Below are 23,235 nucleotides of genomic sequence, written 5' to 3' on the forward strand. Positions count from 1 at the left end.
GGGAATGAAGCGCCAGAGCGCGCCTCCCAGCATCGACAAAGGGGTATGGGGGATGATGAGGTGTCCCGCCCGCGATCTTGAGGTCCCACTGTGCGCAAGCGTCCGCTCATCGTCCTGTCCACCGTCGCTGCGGCGACCCTGTTCCTTGCCGGGTGCTCCGGTGATGCGGCACCGGAATCGACAGGAACGCCCGATCCGTCGGCGCAGAGCTCCTGCCTCGCCGACCTCGCCTCCGGCGCAGGCTCCGACGCCGTGTCCGTCGAGGGCACCGGCGCCGACGCGAAGGTCACGGTTCCCGCGGATGCCGATCTCGCCGAAGCCCAGCGCTCCGTCGTGGTCGAGGGTGACGGCGACGACGTCATGCCCGGAGATCTCGTCTCCCTGCGCTACCAGCTCGTGGATGCCACGACCAACGAGGTGCTCAGCACCTCGGAGCGCGGCCCCGACGGTGTGCTTTCCGCACTTCTCGCGGTGCAGCAGCCGCAGCAGATCGTGGACCCCACGCAGTCGACCGTCTTCACCGTCGCCGCGGAGTGCCTCCCGATCGGCTCGAGCGTCGTGCTGACGCTGCCGGCCGCCCAGGAGGGCATGAACCCGAGCGTCCTCTATGTCGAGACCATCGAGCAGCTTCCCAAGACCGCCTCCGGCTCGGATGTCGATGCGACCGAGGGCATGCCCACCGTCGAGCTCGACGAGGCCGGCTCTCCCACCATCACCATCCCGGAATCGGACGCACCCACCGAGACAGAGGTCGCCGTCCTCAAGCAGGGCGACGGAGCCGTCGTCGGCGCCGGTGACCTGGTCACCGTGCAGTACCGCGGAGTCAAGTGGTCGGACGGCAGTGAGTTCGACTCGAGCTGGAGCCGCGACGCAGAGCCCTCCCAGTTCCAGACGAGCGGTGTCGTGACCGGCTTCAAGATGGCGCTCGAAGGCCAGCAGGTCGGATCCCAGGTCGTCGTCGCCATGCCCCCGAAGGACGGGTACGGCGCATCCGAGGGCAACGAGCTGCAGAACGAGACCCTGGTCTTCGTCGTCGACATCCTCGCGACCACGCCCATCGAGCAGGCCCCGTAACGGCGGAGGAGCCGAGGGCTTGCCATAGGCTGGCGGCATGCGTCGCATCATCGTCCTCGGCTCCACAGGTTCCATCGGCACGCAGGCGCTCGACGTCATCCGCGCCAATCCCCGTCGCTTCGAACTCGTCGGCCTCGCTGCCGGTTCGAACGCGGAGATGCTGGCCGAACAAGCGCAGACGTTCCAGGTCGAGAGCACGGCGTTGGGCGCCGCCGAGGCCGAACAGCTGGTGCGCGACGTCGAGGCGGACGTCGTGCTCAACGCGATCACCGGATCCATCGGACTCGGTTCCACTCTCGCGGCGCTCAAGGCGGGGCGGACTCTCGCTCTCGCGAACAAGGAGTCGCTCATCGTCGGCGGCGAGCTCGTTCTCGCGGCTGCGGCTCCCGATCAGATCGTCCCGGTCGACTCGGAGCACTCCGCGATCGCACAGGCGCTGCGCAGCGGAACCCATGCCGAGGTACGACGTCTCGTCGTGACAGCATCCGGTGGGCCGTTCCGCGGACGTTCGCGCGATGAGATGCTCGACGTGACTCCGCAGGAGGCCCTCGCCCATCCCACCTGGGACATGGGCCGGATGGTCACCACGAACTCCTCGACGCTCGTGAACAAGGGGCTCGAGGTCATCGAGGCCCACCTGTTGTTCGACGTCGCCTACGACGACATCGAGGTCGTCGTGCATCCGCAGTCGATCGTGCACTCGATGGTCGAGTTCGTCGACGGATCGACGATCGCCCAGGCGTCTCCGCCCGACATGCGTCTGCCGATCTCGCTCGGACTCGACTGGCCGAATCGCGTCGGCGGCGTGGGGCGCCCACTCGACTGGACCCAGGCGACGTCCTGGACCTTCGAGCCCCTCGATCACAGAGCCTTCCCCTCGGTCGCCCTCGCCAAGGCCGTGGGCCGTGCGGGAGCCACGTTCCCCGCCGTCTACAACGCCGCGAACGAACAGGCGGTCGACGCGTTCCACGAAGGACGGCTGCCGTTCCTCGGGATCGTCGACACGATCTCGCGAGTGGTCGATGCACACGAGCCGCCGCAGACGCTGACGGTCGAATCTCTGGCGGAGGCCGAGGAGTGGGCGCGCCGGAAGGCGGATCAGCTGATCGCCACAGCCTGAGACGACAGTGGCCGCAGCGTTCGCTGCGGCCACTGATCGTGATCAGTCCTCGTCTGGGTAGGGCACGGGCCAGTGGGAGTCCGGCACGGGCCATCCCGCTGCACGGAGAGCGCGTCGTGCGAGCTCGCGCGCCGAGTAGGGGGTGCGCACTCCGCGGATGTCGCGGTAATCCTGATGTCCGGGGCCTGCCCACAGGATCGAGTCGCCTTCGCCGACGAGGCCGACGGCGGCGACGATGGCCGCCTCGGGCGGCGAGTACTCGTGGATCTCGGCGTCTGGGCGTGCTGCGCGGGCTCCGGCGACCAGAGTGGCCCTGATCGATTCCGCATCCTCGAATCGCGGGTGGTGGTCTGTGACGACGAGGATGTCGCTGCCTTCGACGGCCGTGCGAGCCATGTCGTAGCGCTTGCTGGCGTCGCGATCGCCGTCTGCGCCGAAGAGCATGAGCACCTTGCCGGGGGTCACGCGGCGCACGGCGGCGAGAGTCTTCTCAAAGGCGTCGGGGGAGTGCCCGAAGTCCACGAAGACGACGGGGCCAGTGTCGCCCGAAACCAGCTGCGTGCGACCGGGGAGGTGGGCGTCGATGCCGCCGTCGCGGTCGAGGGCTGTGACGATGCGGTCCCACGCGTAGCCGCCCTCGAGCAGCATGACGATCGCCAGAGCGGCGTTCGCGGCCATGTGAGGGCCTATCACCGGGACGGTGGTCGTGAGGGATCCGGAGGGACCCGTCAGCGTGAAGGTGGTTCCCGACGCGCGTTCGTCGTCGATCTCGACGACCCAGTCGGCGCGAGCTGCGGCATCGGGGTCGGCCGCGATGGACGGGGTCCCGACGGTGACGACCGGGATCTCCGCGCGCTCCACCACGATCGCCCCGTTGGCGGAGTCGAGGCAGACCACGCCACGCGTCGCGCGGTCGGGTCGGAAGAGCGGGAGCTTCGCCTCGAAGTACTCCTGCATGTCGGCATAGTCGTCGAGGTGGTCGTGGCTGAGGTTCGTGAACCCTGCGACATCGAAGCGGATGCCGTCGACCCGGTGCCGAGAGAGCGCCTGCGCGCTGACCTCGACCGCCACGGCTTCGACCTCACGCTCGCGCATCAGCGCGAGCAGCGCGTGCATCTCGGATGCCTCGGGGGTCGTGAGCCTCGAGACGATGACCTCGCCGGCGATGTGCCGCTCGGCGGTCGAGGAGAGTCCTGTGACGACGCCCAGCTGTTCGAGGATGCCCTCGAGGAGGTGCGAGACGCTCGTCTTGCCGTTCGTCCCGGTGGTCGCGAAGAGCAGAGGGAGCGGCTCGCCTGCTCCGGTGCCGTAGACCCAGGCGCTCAGCGCGCCGAGAATCGCGCGCGGGTCATCGACGATGAGCACGGGCAGGCCCGCGGGCTCCGCGATCTCGGCGCCGGCCTCGTCGGTGATGATCGCGACGGCGCCCTTCTCGGCGGCGGTGACCGCGAATTCGGCGCCGTGGCGGTTCACGCCTCGGATCGCGACGAAGGCCTCGCCGGGGCGGAGGTCGGCGGTGGCGAGCGTGATCCCCGACAGGGTGACACCGCTCACCTCCCCGCGGACGTCGCGCGCGAATCGAGAGGCGAGTTCGGACAGCTCACGCCGGGGCGGGTTCGCGGGGCGGAGCACGGGAGGCAGGCTCGGTTGTTGTTCAATCGACATGTCGCATCCATGATCTCACGGCTCCGGAGAGATCACGGGGTGCGGCACGTCTCCTCGGCCCCATCGAGCCGAGGAGACGCGCCGGGACGTCACACCTTGCGGCGGTAGGCCAGCACGGAGACGATGAGCGCGGCGACGCCCGCGACAAGGCCGCCTGCGCCCAGCGTCGTGCCGAGCGCGTTCGAGGCCCCTGAGTCATCGGCGGCAGCGGAATCGGCGTCGCCCGGGTCTCCGGCGTCCTCCGCAGCGCTGTGCTCGCCGTGGCTGTCAGTGGCCGCGGCGGCGACCTCGACCACGGGAGCGGGCGCGTCGAGGCTGTGGGGGTCCTCGCCGTCCTCTGCGAGCTGCGTCCATTCGGTGCTGCCGTCCACACAGGTCTGGATCACGGGGAACGCGAGGGATTCGGGGGTGTTCTCATCGAGACCGACCGACATGCTGACGGCGCCGCGCAGCTCGTTCGGCACCGGTGTCACGGCGGTGTAGGTCACGGCGCTGACGAGGCCGTCATCGCCCTTCTCGATGCCGATCGTCCAGTCGCTGTCCATCGTGGGGGCGACCGAGGAGAGGCCCTCCGGCATCGTCACCTTCAGCGAGGTGGTCGGCGAGTTGTCGCATCCGTGGGCGAACGAGAAGGTGAGCACGCCGTGGTCGCCCGCGGTGAGCTCGTCGGGGCTGACGCTCACGTGTGCACTGGCCATCGCGGGGATCGCGAGGGCGAGCACGGCGCCTCCGACGAGTCCGGCGGTGAGGGTGCGGCGGGCGGTGAGGGTGCGGCGGGCGGTGAGGGTGCGGCGGGTGGTGGAACGCATGGTGGAACTCCTGATTGCTGTCATACGGGCGCGCAGAGATGAGCGCGGCATCCGCGGGGTGAGGAAACGCCTCGATGAGGCGACGGGGTGATCAGGCGATCGCCGGGGGTCCTCGACGTGACAGGGAGGTGGAGAGGGCGCGATCCACCAGCAGAGGCAGCGCGACGACGGGAGGGGCCGGAAGTCGGTGACTCGGGCGGAACGCGGTGGCCGCGCGGCGCAGCCGCGCCTTCACCCACCCGGCGACCGCACGCACCATCGATTCGCCATGCCAGACGAGCGCAGTCGTGATGACCGCGGCGCCCAGGTGGCCGTTCACCATGAGCAGGTCGGGAGCAGTCGCCGCAGCCATCGGGCTGAGGGCTGAGAGATCGAGGTGATGCTGGTGCCCCGAGAGCACGGTGGTCCCGGTCGGAGTGCCCAGCAGCTGGAACACGACGTGGAAGGCTGCCTGGCTGACCAGCACAGTCGCCGCGACTCGAAGCCGTGAGGCGCGCCCGCCGATGATCAGAGCGGCGATCGGGACGACGAGCGTCATGACCGAGATGACCAGCAGCGGATGAGGCGCTGCGCCCCCGGCGACCGTGTGGGACGTCGCCGCGAGGAGAGTGGCGACCGCCGATGCCGAAGCCGCGCGCAGGAGTCGCAGCTGGCGGGAGGTCACCCGACAAGCCTACTGGGCGTGCTCGGCGGGCCCCGTCGCGGCGTGGGGCTTATTCCTAGGCTGCGAGCACTAGCTTGGGGGAGTGGAAGCACTGCTCTATCTGGGTGGCATCGTGTTCATGCTGATCGGCCTCGGCCTCTCGATCGGCCTGCACGAGGTCGGCCACCTCCTGCCCGCGAAGCTGTTCGGCGTTCGTGTCGGCCAGTACATGATCGGCTTCGGGCCGAGGCTCTGGTCCAAGCGCATCGGTGAGACGGAGTACGGCTTCAAGCTCCTGCCGCTGGGCGGCTTCATCTCGATGTCGGGGATGTATCCGGCATCCACCGCGTCGGGACCCGCGAAGGGCATCTTCCGGGCTCTCGTGCAGGACGCACGATCCGCGAACGACGAGACGATCGCGGAGGGTGCCGAGGACCGCGTCTTCTACCGCCTGCCCGTGTGGAAGCGCGTCATCGTGATGCTCGGCGGCCCGCTGATGAACCTCCTCCTCGCAATCGTCATCTTCACCGTCCTGGTGTCGGGTATCGGCGTGCAGCAGGGAACGACGACGATCGCATCCGTCAGCGAGTGCGTGCTTCCGGCCGGGTCCACGGCGACGGAGTGCTCGGCCGATGATCCGGCGACGCCGGCCGCGGAGGCGGGGATCAAGCCTCGCGACGTGCTGGTGTCGGTGGGTGGTCAGCCGGTGTCGACCTTCGCAGAGGCGACGGCGATCGTGCAGGCGGCTCCGGGCGAGACTCTCGATCTTGTCGTCCTCCGCGACGGCGCAGAGAAGACGCTGAGCATCACGCCGATCGAGGCTGAGCGCACCATCACGGATGCGAGCGGCCAGCCTGTCATCGGCGACGACGGCCAGCCCGTGGTCAAGGAGGTCGGTTACGTCGGCATGGCCGCGCAGATGGGCTTCGTGCAGCAGCCGTTGTCAGCCGGCCCGCAGATGGCCGGTGACACCGTGGCTCGCGTCGGCTCGATGATCCTGACGCTCCCCGTCCGCATCTGGGAGACGGGTGTGTCCCTGGTGACAGGCAGCGAGCGCGATCCGAACGGACCGCTGAGCGTCGTGGGCGTCGGTCGTATCGCCGGCGAGGTCGCAGCCACGGATGCGCCGGTCCTCAACCGCTTCTCCGTGCTGCTCGGCCTGCTCGGCTCGCTGAACGTCGCGCTCTTCGTCTTCAACCTCATCCCGTTGCTGCCGCTCGACGGAGGCCACGTCGTCGTGGCGCTCTGGGACGGCATCCGGCGCGCGTGGGCCAAGCTCTTCCGTCGGCCGCCGCCCGCGCCCGTCGACGCCACCCGGCTCGTGCCGCTCACCGTCGTCGTCGCCACGCTGCTCATCGCGATGGGCGCCGTGCTGCTGCTCGCCGATGTGTTCAACCCGGTGAACATCTTCGGGGGCTGATCCTGGTCGGCAGCTGATGCTGATTCGGGGACTGAGCGGACCAGCCGCAGCGCCGCTCAGGCGAGCGCGTGCGAAACCAGACGCTCCAGAGTGCGGATGCCGTCCCGCGAGAGGATCGACTCGAGGTGGCCCTGCACCGATGCGAAGTGCTCGCCACGGAGTGCGTAGACGTCTCCTGACACCGGGTCTGCGGACACCTCGGCGGCGCCCGCGGATGTGGTACCCGGTGCGACCCTGGCGGTGAACGTGTTGTAGAAGCCGATCGACGCATCCTCGCCGAACACGGGCACAGCCTTCTGCAACCCCTGGTGCGGCGCACTGAGCGGGGCGAGGCCGATGCCGAGGCTGTCGCTGAGGATCTGATGGCTCAGGCAGACCGCGAGCAGCGGCGCGCCTTCATCGACGCGGTGCGAGACGACCTGTCGCATCCGGGCGATGCGATCGCTGTCGGTGTCGCGAGGGTCACCGGGGCCGGGGCCCGCGACGACGAGGTCTGCGGAGTCGAGCTCCGCGTCAGTCACCTCGCCCCATGCCCGGATGGTGACGTCCAGCCCCAGGTGACGGAGCTGGTGGGCGAGCATCGTCGTGAAGCGGTCCTCGGCGTCGACCACGATCGACGTCTTCCCCGCGAACGGGCCGGTGAGGTCGTCGCCCTGGGGGTTCAGCCAGAAGTCCGCGAGTCGCGCATTGCGCGAAGAGAGCAGTGCCGCGACCGTGGGGTCAGCGGCGAGGGACTGCGGGGCGCCCGGCGCATCCGCGTCCTCGCGGGCCTCAGCGGCGCTGTCTCGGTCGATCGCGCCGATCGCACCGAGCACTCCGGCCGCCTTGCCGTGGGTCTCCGACACCTCGCCGTGGGGATCGGAGTGCCGCACGAGCGTCGCTCCGACGGGCACGCTGAGCGAGCCGTCTTTCAGATAGACCGTGCGGATGAGGATCGGGGCGTCGAGATCGTGCCCGCCTTCGGCGTTCGGAGTGAACAGCGCTGCGACGCCGGAGTAGTACCCGCGCGGCTTCTTCTCGTGGCGGCGGATGACCGCGCACGCGTTCTGCATCGGCGAGCCGGTGACGGTGGGCGCGAACATGGTCTCGCGGAGGATGTCGCGGGGGTCGAGCGCGCTGCGCCCGCGGAGCATGTACTCGGTGTGCGTGAGGCGCGACATCTCCTTGAGGTGCGGCCCGGTGATGCGACCGCCGTCGGAGCAGACGGCGCTCATCATCTTGAGCTCCTCGTCGACGACCATGAACAGCTCCTCGGTCTCCTTCGTGGAGGAGAGGAAGTCGACCAGCGTCTCCTTCGTGGCACCGCCGGCGGGGTGCCGGAAGGTGCCCGAGATCGGGTTCATCGTGACGACGCCGCCGCGGGCGACGACGTGCGCCTCGGGGCTCGCGCCGACGGCGATGTGCCCGGGGGTGACGACTGCGAATGTCCAGTAGGCGCCGCGCTCGTGCGTGAGCAGCGCGCGGAACCACGTCAGGGCGGCCGTGCGGTCGTCGACGTCGATCTCTGCGGTGAAGTCGCGGCGGATGACGAAGTTGGCGCCTTCGCCCCGACCGATCTCTTCGGCGATCACGGTCTCGACGATCGCGGCGTACTCCTCATCGGCGATGTCGAATCCGCCGGCGCGGAGGGGGACGGCGGACGACGGCAGCTCGGCGACCAGTTCAGGAGCAGGCAGGTGCAGGTGCTCGTCGACCACGATGCAGCGCAGCGGCGCCCCGTCATCCTGGGCGACGAATCCTCGCTCGCGCACCTGACGGTAGGGCACCATGGCGAAGATCTCGCGCGGAGTCCCGTCGATCGTGAGCGGGATGTCGGCGAGCAGATCGACGTCGACGACCTCACCCGTGAGCAGCTCGACGGTGTCGGCGCCGTCGCGCGCGATCAGCACGAACGACGCAGTGGGATCTGCGGTGAGCTCGGCAAGACGTGAGAGGGTCATCGGTGTCTCCTGTGCGTGGCTCCGGCTCGGCTCAACGAAAAGACCGCCCCGGAGGCGGTCTGGATTCGTGGGAACGCGAACACACCGCCTAAGAGGCGGGCCACCAGGTGAAGTTCGCGAGCATGGGCTGAAAACTATCACACCGCGCACTGTCGCCCCGGCCGGATGACGCGCGTCCGAGCCGCGCGACATCCAGCCTGCGTGCATCCAGGCGGCGTAGGCTGGGGTTTGTGCCAGCCGTGAATCTTGGGATGCCGAAGATCCCCGAAGTCCTCGCCCCTCGCCGCAAGTCTCGCCAGATCAAGGTGGGCAAGGTGCTCGTGGGCGGTGACGCCCCCGTCACCGTGCAGTCCATGACGACCACGAAGACGACGGACATCAACGCGACTCTCCAGCAGATCGCCGAGCTGACCGCATCCGGATGCGAGATCGTCCGTGTCGCCGTCCCCCATCAGGATGACGCCGACGCGCTGAAGATCATCGCGATGAAGAGTCAGATCCCGGTGATCGCTGACATCCACTTCCAGCCGCGCTACATCTACACCGCGATCGACGCCGGATGCGGTGCCGTGCGCGTGAACCCGGGCAACATCCGCGAGTTCGACGGCAACGTCGGCAAGATCGCCGAGGCCGCCAAGGCCGCCGGCGTATCGCTGCGCATCGGCGTGAACGCCGGATCGCTCGACCGCCGGATCCTCACCAAGTACGGCAAGGCGACGGCCGAGGCCCTCGTCGAGAGCGCCGTCTGGGAGGCCTCGCTGTTCGAGGAGCACGACTTCCACGACTTCAAGATCTCGGTCAAGCACAATGACCCGATCGTCATGGTGAAGGCCTACCGCCTTCTCGCCGAGCGGGGCGACTGGCCGCTGCACCTCGGTGTGACCGAGGCAGGACCGGCGTTCCAGGGCACGATCAAGAGCGCCACGGCGTTCGGCATTCTTCTCGGCGAGGGCATCGGCGACACGATCCGCGTGTCCCTCTCGGCGCCGCCCGCCGAAGAGGTCAAGGTCGGGCACCAGATCCTGCAGTCGCTGAACCTCCGCGAGCGCAAGCTCGAGATCGTCTCGTGCCCGTCGTGCGGACGCGCGCAGGTCGACGTGTACACGCTCGCCGAGAACGTGACCGAGGGCCTCAAGGACATGACGGTGCCGCTGCGCGTCGCGGTCATGGGCTGCGTCGTGAACGGACCTGGCGAGGCTCGCGAGGCAGACCTCGGGGTCGCTTCCGGCAACGGCAAGGGCCAGATCTTCGTCAAGGGCGAGGTCATCAAGACCGTGCCTGAGGCCGACATCGTCGCGACACTGATCGAAGAGGCCAACCGGATCGCCGCGGACATGGGACCGGAGGCGCCGCTCGGCACCGCGCAGGTCATCACGGTCTGAGTGTCGGGACGCGTGAGATGACGTCGCCGAAGCCGGCCGTACCAGCCCCCGTCCAGGCGCTTGTCGATGCGATCAACGCAGCCGACACCGATGCCTTCGTCGGTGCCTTCACTGAAGAGGGCTTCGTGAGCGACTGGGGCACCGTCAAAGCGGGGCGCGACGGCGTGCGCAGCTGGGCCGACACCGACGCGATCGGCGCCGGAGCCCGGATGAAGGTCCTGTCCGCGACGACGGAGGGCGACACCACCCGCATCCGATTCGAGTGGACCAGCAGAGTCTTCACCGGAGAATCCGATGGGATCCTCGTCGTCGACGGGGACAGGCTCGCGAGCTTCACCATCCCGCCGTCCCACTGATTCGATCGCACGACCCCTCCTGCGGGGGCGGCGCTCGTCATGAACCTCTCAAGGAGCCCCATGTCCTCGTCAACCGTCGTGTCCTTCGCCGGCGGCGATGTCTCGGGATCGAGCACTGTCGCCCGGGTCGAATCGACGTCCGCGGGCGCGGTCGTCGTCGTGGACGCGACGCCGTTCCACCCGGTCGATCACACCTGGCCGGATCAGCCGGGCGACAGCGGCGAGATCGCTTTCGAGGGGTCCGCCGTCCGCATCACCGAGGCACTGATGGCCGCGGTGTCCGACGAGGGCGAGTTCGCGGTGGGCTCGGAGATCCCCGTGAAGCGCGGTGCTGAGGGGTGGACCTGGCTCGTCGGGCATCCGCTCGATGGCGAGACCCCGTCCTGGCTGGTGGAGGGCGCACGCGTGGAGCTGTCGGTCGATTCGTCTCGGCGGGCCGGTCTCAGCCGAGGACACACCGCCTGCCACCTGGCGTCTCTGGCGCTCGATCTCGCTCTTGCGGATCTGTGGCGCAAGGATCCGGGCGAGGATGCTCTGGGCACCCCGAACTTCGAGGGCAAGGCCAATCAGTCGAGCCGCATCCATGCGGACGGCGCGGTCGACGAGTACCGCCTGGGCAAGAGCCTGCGCAGGGCCGGATTCGACACCGAGACCTTCGCGGCGACAATCGCGGATCGTGAGGCGTCGATCAACGCACGGCTGGCCGACTGGGTCGCGTCGGGTGCGTCGAGCCGAGTGGTGACGGAAGGCCCGACGATCGTGGACCGTCGAAGCTGGCACTGCGAGCTTCCCGACGGTGCGGCGGAGATCCTCTGCGGCGGCACGCACGTGGCATCCCTCGCCGAGTTCGTCTCGATCTCGGTGACGCTCGACCTGACGGATCCGCAGCTGCTGGTCATGACGACGCGGGCTGTGCCCGCTTCCTGACGCAGGTCAGCGCACGCGGTCGTTCAGCGCACGAAGCCGCTCTGCACCCGGCCGCCTGCACGGTCGAGCTCGTCTTCGACACAGGCGGCGAACGTCGCGTAGTCGCGGTCGAGCAGTGGGGTGCTCAGCAGCTCGGTGCGCTCATTGCTGAGGTTCCGGAGCCGCCTCGGAAGCCATTTGCCCGTCGCGATCCAGCGTCCCTCCCTGAGAAGCATGAGCTCTGCGATCCTCTCGAAAAGGATGGCGGCCTCGACCTGTTGCTCGAGGGGGTCTGCGGCATCTCGGAGGTCGTCGAGCACGTCGGTGATGACGTAGCGGCGAAACGCGGACTCCTGCGCGCTGAGTGCGGGGCCCGTCTCGAGGACCGTCTGCCATCGACGGCGGAGAGCGGCGAGGCGGCCGTCGTCTCGGATCGCTGTGCCTTCGACGAGCATGTGCACGGTCACCGGGCGGTGCTGTGCGACGCCTCGGTCGGCCCACTCGTCGAAACCTGCCGGCGTGTACGCGAACACCTCGAAGATCTCGCCCTCGAACTCGTGAGTCGAGGCCTCGCTCGTCTGGTCTTCGGCGTCGAAGAGCCCGTCTCCGATGAGCAGCAGGTCGATGTCGCTCGTCGGGGTGCGCTCGCTGCGTGCGGTGCTGCCAGCCACGATGGCGACGTCTGCACCGGGGTAGCGGGCGGCGACGAATCGTTCAGCGGCAGCGAGGTGGTACACGCCGCAAGCGTAACGTCCGTCCGTGCGCGTTCCGGCGTCAGTGGAGCGCTCAGCGAAGCGCTGCACCGAGTCGAGTGCCGAGGCCACCGGCGAGCACATGTGCCTGAGCGAGCGGAATCCACCGGCATGTCCACGAGACGGGCGAGTCGCCGGTCGCCGGATCGGCTTCGCCGGCCTGCCAGACCGCGGAGACCTCGGGATCGACGACCTCCAACCGGAAGAAGTGTCGGAGCGCCACTTCATCGCGCAACGGGGCGAGGTCGTAGAACTCGGCGCCGAGGCTGCGCGTCACCGTGCCGCGGAGCCCGGTCTCCTCGAACAGCTCTCTCTCAGCGGCCCGAGCAGCACTCTCGTCGTCGCGCACGGTGCCCGCGGGAACCTGAACACCGGTGGCGAGTATGTCGGTGTCGTCGTGCGTGAAGACGAGCAGGCGATCCTCCGCGATGACGTAGCACACGGCTTTCTCGACAACGTTGATCCGATGCGCAACGGCTGTCTCGCCCAGACGGCCGGCATCGCCGATGATCCTGTCCACCCATCGATCGCGCGGAAGTCGGGCGATCTCCGTCGTCGTGAACCACCCCGTCTCGATGAGCTCACCGTCTGTGAACAGAAACTCGGCGTCGACCGGAATCGAACACGAGTAGGCGATCGTCGTGTATCCGACACGATCGCCGTTCGGGTAGTCCACGAGCAGATCCTCACCTCCGTACGCCCCCACGATCCCGTGGACGGTGGCGGCGACTCCGATCTCCTCGTGCACCTCCCGGAGCAGTGCATCCTCCGGCTTCTCGAGCGGCTCGATTCCGCCGCCGAGAAGTCCCCACTCGCCCGAGTGCGGTTGCCGGCACAGCAGAAATCGATCGTTCCGCCGGATCACCGCAGTGACGGCGGGGAGCAGAAGGAGATCATGCCCCACGATCTTGCGCAGGTCGCTCAGGTACGGCGATATCGGCATGGCCCAGAGCCTAGGCGGTCAGACCGTGAACTCGATCTCGCCGCGGGTGATGTCCGCGCGCACGACGTGGAGCTGCACGACGGCTCCGGGGGTCGCACCGTCCGGAACCGGGGCTGAGGCGGTGACGGCAGGATCGGCGATCTGGACCGTCGCCCGCTCGCCGCGGATCTCGATCACGGTCGCATCGATCGTCGAGCCGACCAGGGGAGTCATCAGCGCAGCCTCGACGCAGTTGATCGTTGCGGAATCGAGCTTGGACGCGCGCTGACCGGACTCCTGCATCAGTGCCGGGAGATCAGCGAGGGACTCGCGGACCCAGACCGGCACCTCGCGCCCCTCGGACACGGCGAGGCAGATCGCGAGCGACCAGCGATCGACGAGACGACGCAGAGGCGCGGTGGCGTGCGCGTACGGTGCGGCGATCGCCGCCTGCTCGGTGTCGGACGGCACCGAGCCGTCGAAGGTCACGTAGCCCGCTCCGCGGAAGAGCGACGCTGCCGCCTCGAGGATCGGGAGGGTCATGGGGTCTGCGCGATCCAGCTCGCGCAGGTAGTCGCCGTACCGGCCCGTCGTCCAGGGGCGACCGAGCGCCTCGGTCTGATGACGGAACGCATCGAAGGACTTCTCGTCGGGCTGGGGCATCGTGCGCAGGATGCCGATGCCGGCCTCGATCATCAGGGAAGCTGCCGCCATACCCGTCAGGAGGGACAGCTGAGCGTTCCATTCCTCGACGGGAAGCGGGTGCCGACGTTCGATCGAATAGGTTCCGTCGAGTCCTCGCACGACCTCTTCGTCCGGGAGGTTCAGGCTTGCGCCGCCGCGGAGCTTCTCCTGCGCGATCCGCAGAGCACCGATCTCCGGGAGCAGCGTGGCGGGGCCTTCCTCGCCCCGGTCGAGCGCCGCCTGGGTGCTGACGTAGTCGAGCTGCGCGCGCGAGCGGATCAGGGCCCGCTCTAGCCGGAAGTCCTCGACCACTCCCGCAGAATCGAGGGCGAAAGTCCAGACCAGCGCGGGGCGATCCACATCCGCCAGTAGCGATGCGCGATCCTCGCTCAGCACCTTCGGATGCAGGGGGACAGTTCCCTCCGCCGCGTACAGGGTCTGTCCTCGACGGCGGGCCTCCTCGTCCACCGCACCGCCGGGAGTCACGAATCCGGGCACATCGGCGATCGCATAGCGAACGGTGTATCCGGAGTCCCGCCGCTCGAGGTGGAAGGCCTGGTCGAGATCGCGAGACCCGAGTGGATCGAGCGTCGCGAACGGGATGTCCCGCAGGTCGAGTTCCGGAGTCGCAGCATCCGAAGCCGCCGCCTCGGCAAGTACCGCGGCGGGGAAATCTGCGGGGGCCTCCAGAGACTCCTGGAGAGCGGCGAGAGCCGCGGAGAGTTCCGTCTGCGCGGCGGACGGAGCAACGTGGGATCGGCGCTGAGGCATGACCCCACACTATGTCGCCCGCTACGAGGGACGTGTCGCGGGCGGGTGGGTGTCTACGGGAGATGCTGCCAGCGCAGCGCAGCGCAGCGCGGACGTCGCGACGTGACCTCGCAGGGCCGCCGGCGCGCCGACGAGCACCTCCCAGAGCCTGTGGTGTCGGACCGAAACTCTCAGAAGGGTGGTGGTGTGTCGTCTTCCGTGACCGTGGTGCTGTTCTGCACCGGGGGTTTGTCGACATACGTCTGCCCGGTCGGGCTGGTCCAGGCGAAGACACCGTCACCGAGGTGTTCGACATGCCAGGGCGTGCGGTGTTTGAGGGAGTGGTGGCGTCGGCACAGCTCGCCGAGGTTGTCGGTGTCGGTGGCTCCGCCTGCGGCGTGGTCTCGCGTGTGGTCGATGTCGCAGTCTCGGGCGGAGTACCCGCAGGTCGGAAACCTGCATCGCTGGTCTCGCGCGGTGAGGTGTCGTCTCACAGCGACGGAGGGCCGGTAACGGTCGACCGCGAGCAGGGCCCCGGTGATCGGATGGGTCAGGACCCGATCCCACCCCACCGCGGTGCCGGCGAGTAGCCGCGCGGTGCGAATGTCGATGGGGACGCACCCGTCGAGTTCGGCCGGGACAGTGCTCACCCCGATCAGCGACATCACGGGGACGGTGATCGACACGGTCGCTCGGATGGCTCCGAGAGCACCCTCGGCTGTGTCGTGTCCGGCCGGTGCGCCGGTGAGCAGGAGGTCGAGGGCGACGTCACAGCGGGCCTGTCCGAGAGTGCGCTCGTCGCGGGATGACGCGTCGCGGGATGAACGAGAACTGGATCCGCTCGACGAATCAGCCAGGGCCGCTTTCGCCATCGCAGTGACCCGCTCGAACGCGCCGCGCACGAGCGCGGCCGGGCCGAAGACGCTCAGCTCCGCCATCCCATCGGCACGGTTCTTCATCCACACGCGACGCTCCTTACGGGCATCGGCGTGACGGGCGTCGAAGCTGCGCGGCTGCAACCGGTCCGCGACCCGCCTCGCCATCCGACCCACCCGGTTCGGGGATTCGGTCTGTGCGAACGCGACCAGCTGCGCGGCATACGCATCGCGCGCGGCAGGATCGTCAAGGTGCTGGCCCGCATCGACGATGACCCGCGCATATGCGGCGCTGATGAGACCTGCACCCTGCGCCCGCCACACCCGCGGGAACCGCGACACCATGACCTCGGCATCGAGCATGCGTCGTTGAACAGTGCGATCGCTGACCCGCAGAGCGGCGCCGAATTCCGCCGCGACCGCCCGCGCAGCCAGATCGACTCCGTCTGCCGTCGCCTCCTCGACCTGCCCGGCCGCCTCGACGGCGATCCGCGACCCGAGAGCGAGGAGTCCGTCACGTGCGGCCAGCAACGACCCGATCGTGCGATCGACCTCGACGAGCATCTCGGTGACAGCGCCGAGCGCACCCAGCTGCTCCACCGTCGCGTCCATCAGTGCCGTCATGCCTGCATCACATCACCGACCACCGACATTCCCGGCCCCGATCACGGAAGAAAAATCGCCGCCAGATCGAGAACATCGACATGCCGGAACACGACAACGGTTCGCAGCAGGAGAAACACCGCAGGCGCCGGGTGGAGGAGCATCAACGCACCATCAGTAACCTGTGATTCGCGTGTCCGTCCGGCCCCGACCGGAATACTGGGCGTTAGCGTGGGGGCATGACCACTGCTGCGAAAGCCCAGACCCTGATCGGACTCTACGAAGCCCCGGAGATCCTCCGCGTCGTCAATGTGTGGGACGTCGTATCCGCCCGAGCTGTCGCGAAGCTCCCGGAGACCAAGGCGATCGCCACCGCCGGACACGGCATCGCCGCGTCGTTCGGATTCGAGGACGGCACCATCACCCGCGACATCATGATCGACATGGTCGGACGCATCGCGGCATCCGTCTCCGTCCCGGTGACCGCCGACCTCGATGACGGCTACGGAGACGCAGGAGAAACCACACGTCTCGCGATCGGCGCGGGTGTCGTCGGCGCCAACGTCGAGGACCGCCTCAAGCCCTTCGACGAGTCCGTTGCCGTGGTGGAGGCCATCGTCAAGGCGGCCGAGGCGGAGGGCGTTCCGTTCGCTCTCAACGCCCGCACCGACGCATTCGTGCGCGCAGGTCACCGACCGGTGGCCGAGAGCGTCGCCGACGCGATCCAGCGCGGCCGTGCGTTCCTCGACGCCGGAGCTACTGCTGTCTTCGTCCCCGGCATGCTCGACGCCAACATCACGCGTCAGCTCGTCGAGGGTCTCGGAGAGGGCAAGCTCAGCGTGATCGGCCTGCCCGGCACCCTCGCGGCGTCGGAGTACGAGAAGCTCGGCGTCGCCCGCATCTCCTACGGCCCCCTCCCGCAGCGAGTGGCGCTCACCGCCGTCCAGGAGCTCGCGGCGAGCCTCTACGCCGGCGGCGTGATCCCGAACGGACTCCCCGCTCTCAACTGACGCATCGCGAAAACGAGTGACCACCGGTCAGTAGACTTGGCCCGTGGTCACTCGTCTTTCGAACTTCTTCCTCCGCACGCTCCGTGAAGACCCTGCAGGCGCAGAGGTCGCGAGCCACAAGCTGCTGATCCGCGCCGGGTACATCCGACCGCAGGCTGCCGGCATCTTCGCGTGGCTCCCGCTCGGACTCCGCGTGAAGGCCAAGATCGAGACCGTCGTCCGCGAGGAGATGGCCGCCGCGGGCGCCCAGGAGGTGCACTTCCCGGCCCTGATGCCCCGCGAGTCGTATGAGGCGACCGGCCGCTGGGACGAGTACGGTGACCTGCTGTTCCGTCTCCAGGACCGCAAGGGCGGCGACTACCTGCTCGCCCCGACGCACGAGGAGGCCTTCACATTGCTCGTGAAGGACCTGTACTCGTCGTACAAGGATCTTCCCCTCACGATCTATCAGATCCAGGACAAGTACCGCGACGAGGCGCGTCCCCGTGCCGGACTGCTCCGTGGGCGCGAGTTCACGATGAAGGACGCCTACTCGTTCGACTCGTCGGACGAGGGCCTCGACGTGAGCTACCAGGCTCAGCGCGATGCCTACGAGCGCATCTTCCAGCGCCTGGGGCTCGAGTACGTCATCGTCCAGGCGGATGCCGGAGCGATGGGCGGCTCGCGGAGCGAGGAATTCCTGCACCCGACTCCCGTCGGCGAAGACACGTTCGTCCGCAGCGCCGGGGGCTACGCCGCCAACGTGGAGGCTTTCACGACGGCGGTCCCCGACGCGATCGCGTTCGACGCGGATGCGGCACCGGTGGTCTTCGACTCCCCGAACACCCCCACGATCGAGACGCTCGTCGCTCACTCGAACGCGCATCTGGATGGCGACTACACCGCTGCGGACACGCTGAAGAACGTCGTGCTCGCGCTCACGCACCTCGACGGCACCCGTGAGCTCGTCGTCGTCGGCATCCCGGGCGACCGCGAGGTCGACGAGAAGCGCGCCGAGGTGGCGTTCGCACCCGCAGAGGTCGAGACGGCCACGGCAGACGACTTCGAGAAGAACCCGCTGCTCGTCAAGGGCTACATCGGCCCCTGGTCGCCCACGGGTGCTGTTCTCGGTGAGGAATCGGCGACCGGCATCCGGTATCTGGTCGATCCCCGCGTCAGCGAGGGCACGAGCTGGATCACCGGTGCGAACCTCGACGAGAAGCACGCGCACTCGGTCGTCGCCGGTCGCGACTTCTTCGCGGACGGCATCGTCGAGATCGCGAACGTCCGTGCGGGCGATCCGGCTCCTGACGGCTCCGGTCCGGTCGAGCTCGCACGCGGCATGGAGATCGGCCACGTGTTCCAGCTCGGACGCAAGTACGCCGAGGCCCTCGGGCTCAAGGTTCTGAACGAGAACGGCAAGCTCGTCACGGTCACGATGGGGTCGTACGGCATCGGCGTGACCCGCATCCTCGCGATCATCGCCGAACTGAACAACGACGAGAAGGGCCTCATCTGGCCCGCGTCCGTCGCGCCGTTCGACGTGCAGGTCGTCGCCGCGGGTCGCGATCAGGTCGCGTTCGATGTGGCCGCCGACCTGTCGGCACAGCTCGAGTCGGCCGGACTCGACGTGCTCTACGACGACCGCCCCAAGGTCTCGCCGGGAGTCAAGTTCGGCGACGCTGAACTCGTGGGTGTCCCGAAGATCGTCATCGTGGGCCGCGGCGCCGCCGAAGGCCAGGTCGAGCTGTGGGATCGCGGCACGGGTGAGCGCGACGCTGTCTCGGTGGCCGAGGCGATCGAAAGGCTCAGCAACCGCTGACCGTGCTCATGAGAATGCCGCGCATCCCCATCCAGGGGTGCGCGGCATTCTCCTTCGTGGGTCGAGCTCAGCGGACGATGCGACCGTGGTTCATGATGTCGTCATCCGGTGTGTCGCGGGTGACCAGCGACTTCAGCGCCCCCGCTGCCATGGCGATCTTCCCCTTCGCGGGCTCCCAGAACTCGGTCACGGTGGGCGTCACCCTAAGAAGGGCGATGCCGGGGGTGTCGAGGCCGTCGGCGAACCAGATCTCCAGAGAGGGGGAGTAGAGCTCCTCCATCTTGGCGCGGTCGTGCACGAGCGTCGCCTTGCCGGCGACCGAGACGTAGCGCATTCCCTTGGCGTCGCAGTACGACAGCCCGACGTCGTGGTGCTTGCGCGCTTCGTCGACCTTCTCGGTGTCTTCCGCGGTGAAGAACCAGATGTCGCCGGCGTCGTCCATCTGCCGCGTCGACATGGGTCTGCTCACGAGGTTGCCGTCATCGTCGGTCGTCGTCAGCATCGTGAAGTCGATGTCCTCCACGAGCTCGGCGACACGTGCCAGGGCTTCAGGTCCGGTGATCTCTGTCATGTCGACAGCTTCGTACGGGTGCGACGGGGAGGCACGGGGATTGACAGGAAGACCACCACATGATCGCGGGCGGCGTTGCGCCGCACACGGGGCCGATCGCGCATGACAGTCTGGAGACATGACCGAGGAACCGCTGCCGGAATCGCTCAGCTCCGAGATCAACGCCGTGCTGGACGAAGCCGGGGTCAAGACCGGTCGGCGTCTGGTGATGCGCATGATGCGCACCGCGATCCTGCTCGGTGAGGACGGCACCAACCGGCTCGACCTGAAGATCGCATCCGCGGCTCTGGCCGAGATGCGCGACGCCTTCCGACTCTTCGCGCCCTTCGAGGGAGTGCCCAAGGTCACCGTCTTCGGGTCTGCTCGCACACGGCAGGATGACCCGCTCTACGTCCAGGCGCGAGCCATCGCCGAGGCCCTGGCCGCGGACGGTTGGATGGTCGTGACGGGCGCCGGGCCCGGGATCATGCAGGCGGCTGCCGAAGGGGCGGGTCCCGCGCTCTCGCTGGGCGTGTCGATCCGCCTGCCGTTCGAGGAGAAGGCGAACAGCCTCGTCGCGGGAAGCGACCACGTGGTCGCGATGAAGTACTTCTTCACCCGCAAGCTCATGCTCATCAAGGAGTCCATCGGCTTCATCTGCCTTCCTGGCGGATTCGGCACTCTGGACGAGATGTTCGAGCTCCTGACCCTGCAGCAGACGGGCAAGGCCGAACCGACTCCCATCGTGCTGCTCGACGAACCAGGCGGCACGTTCTGGAACGGGCTCAAGCGTTTCATCGATGAGGATCTCGCGCCGACGGGTGTGATCTCCGAAGGTGACTTCGACCGCGTCGTCATCACGGACTCGGTCGAGTCGGCGGCCGCGGTGATCGCCGGATTCTGGCGCAACTACGATTCACTGCGCTGGGTGGGGGACACCCTCGTGCTCCGCCTCCGCGCCGAACCGACGGATGCCGAGCTCGAACGGCTCAACGAGCAGTTCGCGGGGATGCTGGTGAGCGGCCGTATCGAGCGATCTGCGCCGCGGTCACCCGAGGTCGCGGACGACGACGTGCTGCACCTGCCGCGGCTAGCCCTTCACCTCGACCAGCGCCAGGTCGGCAACCTGTTCCGTCTGATCGGTGCGATCAACTCGCTGGATTCTGCTCCCGCGCTCTGATCCCTGCCGCGAACGAGGCGAGGTTGACCTCGTGCCCGAGGATGCGCTCGGCGGCTCGGTGGCCTGAGTAGTAGGCGGCACCCACTGTGGCGGGCTCATCGCCCCAGGTGGCCTCACCCGCGAAATGCAGCACGCCGTCGACGGGGCCGGCCGCATCGTCGTGATCGTGATGCGATGACCCGACAGCCAGGTGCGAGTACGACCCGTTCGAGAAGGGATCGTGTCCCCATCGGGTGATCCAGTGCGCGGTCGACGCTCCGACTGCGTCGCCGTACAGCGTGTGCAGCGCGGCGACCACGTCCGCGACGATCTCCTCGTCGGCGAGTTCCTGCATCCGACGTCCGAACGGGCCTGCGGCGAAGGTCAGAAGGGTCGGCAGTCCGCTGACCGCCGACACGTCGTACCAGGAGTGCCAGTGCTCGCCGGCCTCGCCGAGCGCACGAATGACATAGCTGCTCTCGTCCCAGAAGCGTTCCGGGAACTGGATGAAGACCTTGTTGAAGGTCCCCATTCCCAGACGCTCGACGGGGCCCGCGACGACGTCGGGCAGGGGAGGGGCGAAGTCGATCGAACCGCCCTTGAGCACGCCGAGCGGCACCGTGACCAGCCCGCTGCGGGCGGAGAAGTCGCCGGCGTCGGTCGAGACGACCACTCCGTCGGGCGTCCGAGCGACCCGCGTCACGATGTGCTCGAGCCGGATGTCGAGTCCGGCGGCGATGCGGCGGGGGATTTCGTCGTAACCGCGCGGGAAGATCACCTCGTCGCCGTCGATCGCGTCCTCGTCGAGTCCGTGCGCGTCGAGGTCGCCGATCCATGCTCCGCACTGCTCCTCGACACGGTGTCGGAAGAACTCGCGGATCTCGTCGATGCGCTCCGGATCGAACCCGCAGCGGTCGAGCGCCCGCTCGGTCACGTCGAGGTACGTGTCTCCGGGGGAGGACGCGGCGATCTCCTCGACCAGCAGACGGTCGGCCGTCGCGACGTCTTCGATCCACTGTGCCGTGCTCGCGGCATCCATCGGCGTGCCGTCCCCGTCGAAGTTCTCGATGGGACGGCCACCGGCCTGGAAGCTGCCGACCGTGTACTCGATGGTGGGGATGTCCAGGACCTGGACGAGGTCCCACAGACGAGACCCCTCGATGCCGTGCACCCAGGATGCTCCGAGATCGACGGGGAAACCGGCGGTCCGGTCGGTGTTCATCCGACCGCCGACGCGATCGCGAGCCTCGAGCACCAGGACCCGCTGGCCGGCATCGGCGAGCATGCGTGCGGCCGTCACTCCCGACATCCCGGCTCCGATGACGATGGTGTCGTACGTGGTCACTGGGTCCTCCTGCGGTCTTGGCGCCGCGGCGCTGCGGCGGCCGCCGTGGCATGGGGCGGTGGGCACAGGGTATCGTGGTACGGATGTCGTGCGAGCACACCCGCGCGACGAGAGCTGAATAGGGAGTCGTCATGGATATCGAACTGAGTCTGCTGCGTGGGATCGAGAAGGAGAAGGCGATTCCCTTCGATGAACTCGTCTCGATCATCGAACAGGCCATCCTGACCGCGTACTCGAAGCACGTCTCCGCAGACGGAGCCACTCCCGAGGGTGTTCGCGTCGAACTCGACCGTCGGACCGGGCACGTCGCCGTGCTGCAGGTCGTCAAGGACGAAGAGGGCGCGATCGTCGGCGAAGAGGATGCCACGCCCGACGATTTCGGACGCATCGCGGCCTTCGCCGCCAAGCAGGTCATCAGCCAGCGTCTGCGGGACATCGCGGACGACGTCGTGCTCGGCGACTTCAAGGACAAGGAAGGCGACATCGTCGCCGGAGTGATCCAGCAGGGGCCTAATCCCCGCATGATCCACGTCGACCTCGGAGCCGTCGAGGCGATCCTTCCTCCCGAGGAGCAGGTGCCGGGTGAGGAGTACACCCACGGGTCGCGCCTCCGGGTGTACGTGACCAGCGTCGCGAAGGGTCTCAAGGGGCCGCAGATCACCGTCTCGCGCACGCACCCCGGGCTCGTGCGCAAGCTGTTCGCACTGGAGGTCCCCGAGATCGCCGCCGGACTCGTCGAGATCGTCTCACTGGCCCGCGAGGCCGGCCACCGCACGAAGATCGCGGTCCGTGCGAACGACCCGGCCATCAACGCCAAGGGTGCCTGCATCGGTGAGATGGGCCGTCGCGTGCGTGCCGTCACCGAAGAGCTCGCGGGGGAGAAGATCGACATCGTCGACTTCGATCCGGAACTCGCGCCCTTCGTCGCGAACGCCCTCTCGCCGGCCAAGGTGACCAGTGCCTTCATCCTGGACGCGAACACCAAGGCGGTGCGCGCCCTGGTTCCCGACTACCAGCTCTCGCTCGCGATCGGCAAGGAGGGGCAGAACGCCCGCCTCGCCGCCAAGCTCACCGGCGCGAAGATCGACATTCAGCCCGACAGCGTCCTGGACTGACCGCTCGTCACGTCCGACTCGCGCCTTTCGCGTGAGTCGGACGGGAACACAGGTGTAAGATGGAACCCGTACGAATGTGCGTCGGCTGTCGCACGCGTGCTCCCCGCGCCGCTCTTCTCAGAGTGGTGTCCCAGAACGAGACGCTCATCATCGATGAGCGTGCTGTCCTGCCGGGGCGAGGCGCGTGGGTTCATCCGACACCGGAATGCATCGATGTCGCTCTGCGGCGTCGGGCTTTCGGAAGAGCACTGCGCGTCTCCAGCGATCTGGACACGCGGAACATCGAACAGCACCCACCAAGAAACAAAGGCTGAACGGCTATGGAAACAAAGTGAACGGCTCGAAATGAGACCC

Annotated in this window: 21 protein-coding genes; 11 read left to right on the plus strand and 10 right to left on the minus strand. The window is 68.1% G+C overall.

The genetic code is table 11. From position 1 onward, the window contains the following. Positions 1–90 precede the first annotated feature (90 nt). Positions 91–1,074, plus strand: coding sequence for an FKBP-type peptidyl-prolyl cis-trans isomerase (locus ASF63_RS02835; protein ID WP_056509289.1), 984 nt, complete (start codon positions 91–93; stop codon positions 1,072–1,074). Between the two features lie 37 nt (positions 1,075–1,111). Next, positions 1,112–2,194 (plus strand): 1-deoxy-D-xylulose-5-phosphate reductoisomerase, encoded by a 1,083-nt coding sequence (gene dxr, locus ASF63_RS02840; protein WP_056509292.1) that lies wholly within the window; start codon positions 1,112–1,114, stop codon positions 2,192–2,194. 42 nt (positions 2,195–2,236) lie between these two features. Here dxr and ASF63_RS02845 read toward each other — a convergent pair whose 3' ends face one another. The 3 genes from ASF63_RS02845 to ASF63_RS02855 form a co-directional block, all read right to left on the minus strand. After that, on the minus strand, positions 2,237–3,859 hold the full coding sequence (locus tag ASF63_RS02845; protein ID WP_056509295.1) for a Mur ligase family protein: 1,623 nt from the start codon (positions 3,857–3,859) through the stop codon (positions 2,237–2,239). An 89-nt stretch (positions 3,860–3,948) separates the two neighbouring features. Continuing rightward, positions 3,949–4,668, minus strand: a complete 720-nt coding sequence (locus ASF63_RS02850) for a YcnI family protein (RefSeq protein ID WP_056509298.1) — start codon at positions 4,666–4,668, stop codon at positions 3,949–3,951. 91 nt (positions 4,669–4,759) lie between these two features. Next, on the minus strand, positions 4,760–5,332 hold the full coding sequence (locus tag ASF63_RS02855; RefSeq protein WP_056509301.1) for a hypothetical protein: 573 nt from the start codon (positions 5,330–5,332) through the stop codon (positions 4,760–4,762). 82 nt (positions 5,333–5,414) lie between these two features. Between ASF63_RS02855 and ASF63_RS02860 the strand changes: the two genes are divergently transcribed. Next, positions 5,415–6,731 carry a M50 family metallopeptidase gene (locus tag ASF63_RS02860; protein WP_157534215.1) on the plus strand — a complete coding sequence of 439 codons (1,317 nt, stop codon included), beginning with the start codon at positions 5,415–5,417 and terminating at the stop codon, positions 6,729–6,731. Between the two features lie 56 nt (positions 6,732–6,787). Here the strand turns inward: ASF63_RS02860 and ASF63_RS02865 are convergent, their stop codons facing one another. Then, positions 6,788–8,671 carry a chorismate-binding protein gene (locus ASF63_RS02865; RefSeq protein WP_056509303.1) on the minus strand — a complete coding sequence of 628 codons (1,884 nt, stop codon included), beginning with the start codon at positions 8,669–8,671 and terminating at the stop codon, positions 6,788–6,790. A 230-nt stretch (positions 8,672–8,901) separates the two neighbouring features. Between ASF63_RS02865 and ispG the strand changes: the two genes are divergently transcribed. The 3 genes from ispG to ASF63_RS02880 are packed head-to-tail and all read left to right on the plus strand — an operon-like array spanning position 8,902 to position 11,336. Then, positions 8,902–10,053, plus strand: coding sequence for a flavodoxin-dependent (E)-4-hydroxy-3-methylbut-2-enyl-diphosphate synthase (ispG, locus tag ASF63_RS02870; protein WP_200933957.1), 1,152 nt, complete (start codon positions 8,902–8,904; stop codon positions 10,051–10,053). A gap of 17 nt (positions 10,054–10,070) precedes the next feature. Next, positions 10,071–10,409 (plus strand): nuclear transport factor 2 family protein, encoded by a 339-nt coding sequence (locus ASF63_RS02875; protein ID WP_056509309.1) that lies wholly within the window; start codon positions 10,071–10,073, stop codon positions 10,407–10,409. A 60-nt stretch (positions 10,410–10,469) separates the two neighbouring features. After that, positions 10,470–11,336 carry a hypothetical protein gene (locus tag ASF63_RS02880; RefSeq protein WP_056509312.1) on the plus strand — a complete coding sequence of 289 codons (867 nt, stop codon included), beginning with the start codon at positions 10,470–10,472 and terminating at the stop codon, positions 11,334–11,336. Between the two features lie 23 nt (positions 11,337–11,359). Here ASF63_RS02880 and ASF63_RS02885 read toward each other — a convergent pair whose 3' ends face one another. From ASF63_RS02885 to ASF63_RS02905, 4 genes are all read right to left on the minus strand, one after another. Next, entirely contained in the window at positions 11,360–12,052 is a 693-nt protein-coding gene (locus ASF63_RS02885; RefSeq protein WP_162238868.1) for a nucleotidyltransferase domain-containing protein, read from the minus strand. Between the two features lie 49 nt (positions 12,053–12,101). After that, positions 12,102–13,010 (minus strand): NUDIX domain-containing protein, encoded by a 909-nt coding sequence (locus ASF63_RS19275; protein ID WP_200933958.1) that lies wholly within the window; start codon positions 13,008–13,010, stop codon positions 12,102–12,104. Between the two features lie 18 nt (positions 13,011–13,028). Next, positions 13,029–14,444, minus strand: a complete 1,416-nt coding sequence (locus tag ASF63_RS02900) for an RNB domain-containing ribonuclease (protein ID WP_056509318.1) — start codon at positions 14,442–14,444, stop codon at positions 13,029–13,031. 170 nt (positions 14,445–14,614) lie between these two features. Beyond that, the gene (locus ASF63_RS02905) at positions 14,615–15,922 is read right to left on the minus strand and encodes an HNH endonuclease signature motif containing protein (protein WP_056509321.1); all 1,308 of its coding nucleotides are present in this window, start codon (positions 15,920–15,922) and stop codon (positions 14,615–14,617) included. 218 nt (positions 15,923–16,140) lie between these two features. Between ASF63_RS02905 and ASF63_RS02910 the strand changes: the two genes are divergently transcribed. Then, positions 16,141–16,911 carry an isocitrate lyase/PEP mutase family protein gene (locus tag ASF63_RS02910; protein ID WP_056509323.1) on the plus strand — a complete coding sequence of 257 codons (771 nt, stop codon included), beginning with the start codon at positions 16,141–16,143 and terminating at the stop codon, positions 16,909–16,911. A gap of 43 nt (positions 16,912–16,954) precedes the next feature. Beyond that, a complete protein-coding gene (locus tag ASF63_RS02915) occupies positions 16,955–18,712 on the plus strand; it encodes a proline--tRNA ligase (RefSeq protein WP_056509326.1) in 1,758 nt (585 codons plus the stop codon). 67 nt (positions 18,713–18,779) lie between these two features. Here ASF63_RS02915 and ASF63_RS02920 read toward each other — a convergent pair whose 3' ends face one another. Further along, positions 18,780–19,283, minus strand: coding sequence for a pyridoxamine 5'-phosphate oxidase family protein (locus ASF63_RS02920; protein ID WP_056509328.1), 504 nt, complete (start codon positions 19,281–19,283; stop codon positions 18,780–18,782). Between the two features lie 118 nt (positions 19,284–19,401). Between ASF63_RS02920 and ASF63_RS02925 the strand changes: the two genes are divergently transcribed. After that, entirely contained in the window at positions 19,402–20,442 is a 1,041-nt protein-coding gene (locus ASF63_RS02925; RefSeq protein WP_056509332.1) for a TIGR00730 family Rossman fold protein, read from the plus strand. Here ASF63_RS02925 and ASF63_RS02930 read toward each other — a convergent pair. After that, positions 20,411–21,766 carry a flavin monoamine oxidase family protein gene (locus ASF63_RS02930; protein ID WP_082477792.1) on the minus strand — a complete coding sequence of 452 codons (1,356 nt, stop codon included), beginning with the start codon at positions 21,764–21,766 and terminating at the stop codon, positions 20,411–20,413. The two genes, ASF63_RS02925 and ASF63_RS02930, sit on opposite strands and share 32 nt — an antisense overlap. A 131-nt stretch (positions 21,767–21,897) precedes the next feature. On the opposite strand from ASF63_RS02930, the gene nusA reads away from it, so the two are divergent. Beyond that, entirely contained in the window at positions 21,898–22,881 is a 984-nt protein-coding gene (gene nusA / locus ASF63_RS02935; protein WP_056509334.1) for a transcription termination factor NusA, read from the plus strand. Positions 22,882–22,955: 74 nt separating this feature from the next. After that, positions 22,956–23,195 (plus strand): YlxR family protein, encoded by a 240-nt coding sequence (locus ASF63_RS18735; RefSeq protein WP_235560694.1) that lies wholly within the window; start codon positions 22,956–22,958, stop codon positions 23,193–23,195. Positions 23,196–23,235 lie beyond the last annotated feature (40 nt).

This window comes from Microbacterium sp. Leaf320 (assembly GCF_001423485.1).
GTDB lineage: Bacteria > Actinomycetota > Actinomycetes > Actinomycetales > Microbacteriaceae > Microbacterium.

Excerpts from the sequence above, each read along its gene's own strand:
- nusA (WP_056509334.1), top strand. The coding sequence starts at position 21,898 with ATGGATATCGAACTGAGTCTGCTGCGTGGGATCGAGAAGGAGAAGGCG.
- ASF63_RS02850 (WP_056509298.1), bottom strand. The coding sequence starts at position 4,668 with ATGCGTTCCACCACCCGCCGCACCCTCACCGCCCGCCGCACCCTCACC.
- ASF63_RS19275 (WP_200933958.1), bottom strand. The coding sequence starts at position 13,010 with ATGCCGATATCGCCGTACCTGAGCGACCTGCGCAAGATCGTGGGGCAT.
- ASF63_RS02925 (WP_056509332.1), top strand. The coding sequence starts at position 19,402 with ATGACCGAGGAACCGCTGCCGGAATCGCTCAGCTCCGAGATCAACGCC.
- ASF63_RS02910 (WP_056509323.1), top strand. The coding sequence starts at position 16,141 with ATGACCACTGCTGCGAAAGCCCAGACCCTGATCGGACTCTACGAAGCC.
- ASF63_RS02905 (WP_056509321.1), bottom strand. The coding sequence starts at position 15,922 with ATGACGGCACTGATGGACGCGACGGTGGAGCAGCTGGGTGCGCTCGGC.
- dxr (WP_056509292.1), top strand. The coding sequence starts at position 1,112 with ATGCGTCGCATCATCGTCCTCGGCTCCACAGGTTCCATCGGCACGCAG.
- ASF63_RS02880 (WP_056509312.1), top strand. The coding sequence starts at position 10,470 with ATGTCCTCGTCAACCGTCGTGTCCTTCGCCGGCGGCGATGTCTCGGGA.
- ASF63_RS02900 (WP_056509318.1), bottom strand. The coding sequence starts at position 14,444 with ATGCCTCAGCGCCGATCCCACGTTGCTCCGTCCGCCGCGCAGACGGAA.
- ASF63_RS18735 (WP_235560694.1), top strand. The coding sequence starts at position 22,956 with ATGTGCGTCGGCTGTCGCACGCGTGCTCCCCGCGCCGCTCTTCTCAGA.
- ASF63_RS02875 (WP_056509309.1), top strand. The coding sequence starts at position 10,071 with ATGACGTCGCCGAAGCCGGCCGTACCAGCCCCCGTCCAGGCGCTTGTC.
- ASF63_RS02845 (WP_056509295.1), bottom strand. The coding sequence starts at position 3,859 with ATGTCGATTGAACAACAACCGAGCCTGCCTCCCGTGCTCCGCCCCGCG.
- ASF63_RS02865 (WP_056509303.1), bottom strand. The coding sequence starts at position 8,671 with ATGACCCTCTCACGTCTTGCCGAGCTCACCGCAGATCCCACTGCGTCG.
- ASF63_RS02920 (WP_056509328.1), bottom strand. The coding sequence starts at position 19,283 with ATGACAGAGATCACCGGACCTGAAGCCCTGGCACGTGTCGCCGAGCTC.